The organism is uncultured Gimesia sp. (genome assembly GCF_937910335.1).
GTDB lineage: Bacteria > Planctomycetota > Planctomycetia > Planctomycetales > Planctomycetaceae > Gimesia.
On sequence record NZ_CALEMX010000548.1, the window covers coordinates 1 to 5,409 of the forward strand.

Sequence of the window (5,409 nt, forward strand, 5' to 3'; positions counted from 1 at the left end):
TGACAGGGGGAAGTGTTTTGGCGTCTTTGGGGATATAAAATGACTCATCGATTGAGTCGCGGCGTTCGATTCCTTTCCGCGACATTAATTGATCCAGGTCCTGATAGTAATCTGTGTAGACTTGACGCGGCGTACACTTTCTCTTTGTGCAGACGGCGGCTGCTTTTCCGACGACTTCGCCCATCATGCCGCCCGTTTTCATGACTCTGACTGTTCCGAGTGCTTCATGAGTTACACTAACGCAACGGCCCGCCATGAACAGATTGGAGATATTTCGTGAATAAAAACAACGATAAGGGACAGGATAACCGTGCTTGCGGTCAACTCTACTATCGAAGACTGCTTGGGAGATAAATGGATCTTCCGGATATTTTTTCATGAATTGTTTTTTGGGATAATGTAAATCGATCGACCAGGTGCTGGGAACACATCCATCGGGAAAAGCAACTTTTGCAACAATGTCTTTTTTGCGAAGAATGACATCGCCCCGGAGCATGCGAGACTCGCGTGGGCCACCGATGTATGCCATCCAGGTCAAGATGGCATTCGGATGTTTATCTTTTCCGTCTTTATTTTTCATGGCATTCCAAGCACCATAAACGGCTCTGAAATTCCAGTCGCGCATGGATTCGAGATCTTTGCTCGGATCTTTATCGAAGCCACTTTCCCAGAACCATTGGCCATGAAACTTTTGGGGATAAGGAAAATCTTCCATATTCAAATTAAGAGCCCATTTGACGTTCGGAAACGATTTCGATTTCTCTGCTTCTTTCCACGTCCACATATTACTCATGCCCATATGGCCTTTTTCTTGAGTATAGTAGTCGGCCCCCGCTAGGAATCCGATTTCGCCATGACCGGTGCAGTCTGAAAAGAGAGTACCAAGAAATTCTGTGCGTTGACTGGTTTTCGTATTGAAAGCGGTTACGCTTTGAATGTTGGTTCCCTCTTTTTTAACAGCATAAGCATGCGTATTCAGGAATAAGTCGATGTTCTTTTCTGCCTTGACGATTTTCTCTTTAATCTTGTCGCCGTACTCTTCATAGGTACCAGGGGATGCGGCAGCTGAGTCGGCAAATTCCGCGATGATTTCACCAATGTGTGGGTATTTTCCACGTCTGACGAGTCCTTGCGCCCAGACACGTACTTCAGAACTTCCATTGCCACCTAATACGGGACGGTTCTGGATCAAGGCAACTTTACAGCCCATGCGTGCTGCAGAGATGGCTGCACCCATTCCCGCGTAACCACCACCGACGACAACCAGATCGTAGGATTTAGTTTTTTGGGGTAGGTCAGGAAGGCCCAGCATGGACTTGCGCCACTGGTCCATAGGAGCCGCTTCATTTGGCGGGTTGTAAGTAAGGTCTTTGGTAAACAGGATTGCATCGCAACGACCTTCAAAACCGGTCAAGTCGTGTAGTGTGAGTTCCGCCTCTGGTTTGTTAATTTCAACTGTGCCGCCGTCATGCCAGAACCATGTGGCACTTTTGGTCCCAAAGGTTTCACTTAAGGGTTTTCCATTGATTGCCAGTTGAAATCGACCAGGTGTTCCGGAAGCTTTCCAGGGAGCGACCCAGTCTTTTGTACGAACAAAAACACGATATTTTCCAGTGGACGGAAATTGAACATTTGTTTTGGCATCATCAACAGGCTGTCCTAAACCGTGGGCCAGCAAGTAGGGGGATCCCATGATATTGATAAACTGGGTATCCAGCTTCCAGCCTCCCTGCTGATTGAAACTTTCTGCTTCCACCAGGACGCCATCAGTCGGTTTTTGTGCTGTTACGAACTGTGCAGAAAATAGAGGCATCGCAAGCACTGCAAGAACATGAAGAACCCTGGGTAGAAACCGCATTTTCTCTCACTCCTGTCATCGTTTCGCTGATTGTTTGATAGCTAACCTTTAAGAAAAGGTGAAACTCAACTTTTATCAGACAAGATTATAAACCCGATGCCGAATCAATTGCAAACAGGGAACTCTTTGATTCGTGCCTGTGTCTGTTAAACAAGGTTGTTAATTAATGGGTTTTTTCATCTGAAATACTCAGATTTTCAAAACCGACTCTTTTGAGGGAATCGTACCGAATTTTCAGGTATTACAAGTGTAAGCCGGATTCCAAGCCGGGTTTTCTATGAAGTTGTTCAGCAGTTGATTTGAAACTGCGATTCAAATTAACTTTGCATGAAAATTATCCTAAGCTGTTGAATGCCCGGGTTCTACGGTACAATATAGTGATGATTCTCTGCAGTTGTTTTGAGGAAAGCGGTCGTGTATGTCTTTGAAAGAAGAGACAGTAACCCAATGGATCGGTCAGTTAAAAAGTGGTGATGAGCAGGCTGCGCAGAGACTTTGGGAATCATATTTTCAGGAAATGGTTGAAGTCGCCAGGCATAAACTACGCGGGGCGCCTCGAGCGATGGCAGATGAAGAGGATGTGGCACTGAGTGCATTTAAAAGTTTCTGTCTGGGAGCACAGAATGGTCGTTTTTCACAAATCACAGACCGCGAAAATTTGTGGCCTTTGCTGGTCGCTATTACATCACATAAATCCGTAGATTTAATTCGGAATGAAAACCGGCAAAAACGGGGTGGGACTGGCAAAAGCGGTGATAGCGCTCAGCGGAAAAAGCAGACATTAGATTCCGTTCATTTTGAAGAAATCATTCAAAAACAACCTTCAGCAGAATTTGCATTACAACTGGCAGAAGAACTGGAACGACTGTTACTTTTATTGGACAAAACCGGTGATTCGACATTAAGACAGGTTGCATTGGGTAAAATGGAAGGTGAAACTACAACTGAAATAGCACAGAGTCTTGGTTGTGCGCGTCGTACCATTGAGCGAAAACTTCAGTTGATTACACGTCTGTGGCAAGAGGATTGCGATTTGTGAAATCACAGAATAACGCAGATTTCGAACAGCTTCCTCCTGACTTGATGCTGAAAATCAATCAGCTTTGCGATCAATTTGAATCTGAATTGAAACGGGGTAGTCTGCCTTCCATTACGTCTTATCTGGCTGAAGTGTCTTCTCCTTCTCAAGGTGTGATTCTGAAAGAGCTGATTTCGCTGGAAATCGAGCATCGCAGTCAACAGGGTAAGCGGCCTCTTGCAGGCGATTATCTGGAATCATTTCCTAATTTGGATCCAAAGTGGTTATCGGATGTCATAGAAACTACGCGCGCTCAGAATGAGACAGCTCCTGCCGGGGAGAAACAAAAAAGGCGTCATAAACATCCGCATGAAATGTCGTTGAATGAATATAGGGAGCGACTTACAAAAACAGGCCTCCTTTCTGAGCGTGATTTGACCGAGTTGATGCAGGGTTTAGATGAAACTCAGCGACCGCAAACTGCAATCGCACTATCGGACAGGCTTATTCAGATTGGAAAATTGACCGGTTATCAGGCGCATGTGATCTCCAGTGGTGAAGACCATCCTATACAAATCGGGGATTATCTTATTCTCGAACCAATAGGTTCAGGCGGTATGGGAACGGTTTACAAAGCCATTCATCAACGAATGAAACGAATTGTGGCTTTGAAAGTGATTCGTTCAGATCTAAATCATGTACCCGACCGTTTGAAGCGGTTTGAACGAGAAGTACAGACTGCGGCGCGGCTATCGCATCCGAATGTGGTGACCGCCTATGATGCAGGCGAGGACCAGGGAATTCATTACCTGATTTGTGAATACATTGATGGCGAGAGCCTGACACAGCTGGTGCGTGAATCCGGTCCACTCGATTTTTCTGATGCATTGAATTGCATTTTACAGGTCGCTCATGGATTGGAGTATGCCCACGGTCGAGGTGTCATTCATCGTGATATCAAACCCGCTAATATTCTGGTCGACGATCAAGGTGATCTCAAAATTTTAGACATGGGACTAGCTCGTCTAGAGCAATCCTCAGAAGACCTGTTGGCGGATGGTTCTCAAACGCAATTGACTTCCAGTCAGTTTTTTATGGGAACCATCGATTATATGGCACCCGAGCAAGCTCGGAACACGAGACTGGCCGACCATCGTTCGGACATTTACAGTCTGGGTTGTACCTTCTATTTTCTATTGACGTCGAAGCCCATTTACAATGGAGAAACCATCGTCGAGCGCATCCTGGCACATAAGGAGCAGCCCATTCCCCGTTTGTCAGATCTCGATCAGCAGATCCCGATGGAATTCAATTCCATTTTTGAAAAAATGCTGGCCAAAGATCCTGATGATCGCTATGACTCGGTGCCCTTATTAATCAAAGATCTTCAGCAATTTAATTCTGAGTATTTACAGAACCAGACGATGAAACTGCCTGTGAAAGAGGGGGAAACGAAAACGCCTGCTCCGAAAAACGGGGCTGATATACCGACGGAAGTTCTACCGGTTGATTCCGGGTTGACCGTTTTTTCTGCAGCCAATATGCAAGAGGAGCAGCAAAGCAGATCGGCAAAGAATCGGCTCATGTTGTGGGGAGGTATCGCGGGTGCTGCTATCATTTTAATCGGTGCGTTCTTGTGGAATCCCCTCGGTCAGCATTCAGTTTCTTCGCATTCAACTGTAGCCGAACAGAACCAGCAGTCTGCATCCAATTCGAATAACGGAAAAAAATTGCAGCAAGAATATGCTCAGAAGATGAATCTGCCCGTCAGTGATCGTGTCAGGCTTGGAGCAGAAGAAGAACCAGCGTTCTTAGAAATGATGCTAATTCCGCCGGGCGAGTTTTTGATGGGGGACAGTTCCCAGCCGCAGAGGGCATACGACGCAGCTCCACACTTAGTGAAAATATCGAAACCTTTCTATTTGGGTGCGACCGAGATTACAACTCAACAATTTCGTCGTTTCGTAAATGAGACAAAATACGAAACAGATGCAGAACGCAACGGTGGATATGGAGTCGAAAATGGAAATTGGAGGCGATCCACGTTATACTCCTGGAAATATGTGGGAGAATTAGCTCTTGAAGATCAAACACCTGCGCTGAGTATCAGTTGGAATGATGCCGTCGCATTCTGTAAATGGTTATCGGATCGCACGGGGAATCATTATCGATTACCTACAGAAGCGGAATGGGAATATGCATGTCGTGCGGGGAGTCAAACTGCCTGGTTCTTTGGCACTGATGAGGGGGAGTTAGAGAAGTATGCCTGGTTCTCGAATAATTCTGGAAACAGAATCTATCCCGCAAAATTGAAACTTCCGAATCCCTATGGCTTATATGACATTTATGGGAATGAATGGGAATGGTGTCAGGATTTTTATAGTGCCACATACTATAGCGAGTCACCTCTCGAAAACCCAACAGGACCCGCTCGGGGAGTGGAACGAGTTCAACGTGGTGGCGGCTTTAAAGAACCTTCCAGTCGATTAACTTCTTACACACGCGGCCAGGGTGCACCGGAATCTTCCTTGCA

3 protein-coding genes are annotated in these 5,409 nt (G+C 46.0%); 2 read left to right on the forward strand and 1 reads right to left on the reverse strand.

Annotated elements, in window-relative coordinates:
* Window positions 1-1,813 (reverse strand): FAD-dependent oxidoreductase (locus tag Q0668_RS22525; RefSeq protein WP_366918976.1); only part of this gene is annotated, 1,813 nt, incomplete at its 3' end.
* A gap of 463 nt (window positions 1,814-2,276) precedes the next feature.
* On the opposite strand from Q0668_RS22525, the gene Q0668_RS22530 reads away from it, so the two are divergent.
* Both Q0668_RS22530 and Q0668_RS22535 read left to right on the forward strand, forming a co-directional pair.
* Entirely contained in the window at window positions 2,277-2,897 is a 621-nt protein-coding gene (locus Q0668_RS22530; RefSeq protein WP_298868784.1) for an ECF-type sigma factor, read from the forward strand.
* Window positions 2,894-5,409: bifunctional serine/threonine-protein kinase/formylglycine-generating enzyme family protein (locus tag Q0668_RS22535; protein WP_298868785.1), on the forward strand; the 2,516-nt coding region annotated here is incomplete at its 3' end. The genes Q0668_RS22530 and Q0668_RS22535, both read left to right, overlap by 4 nt.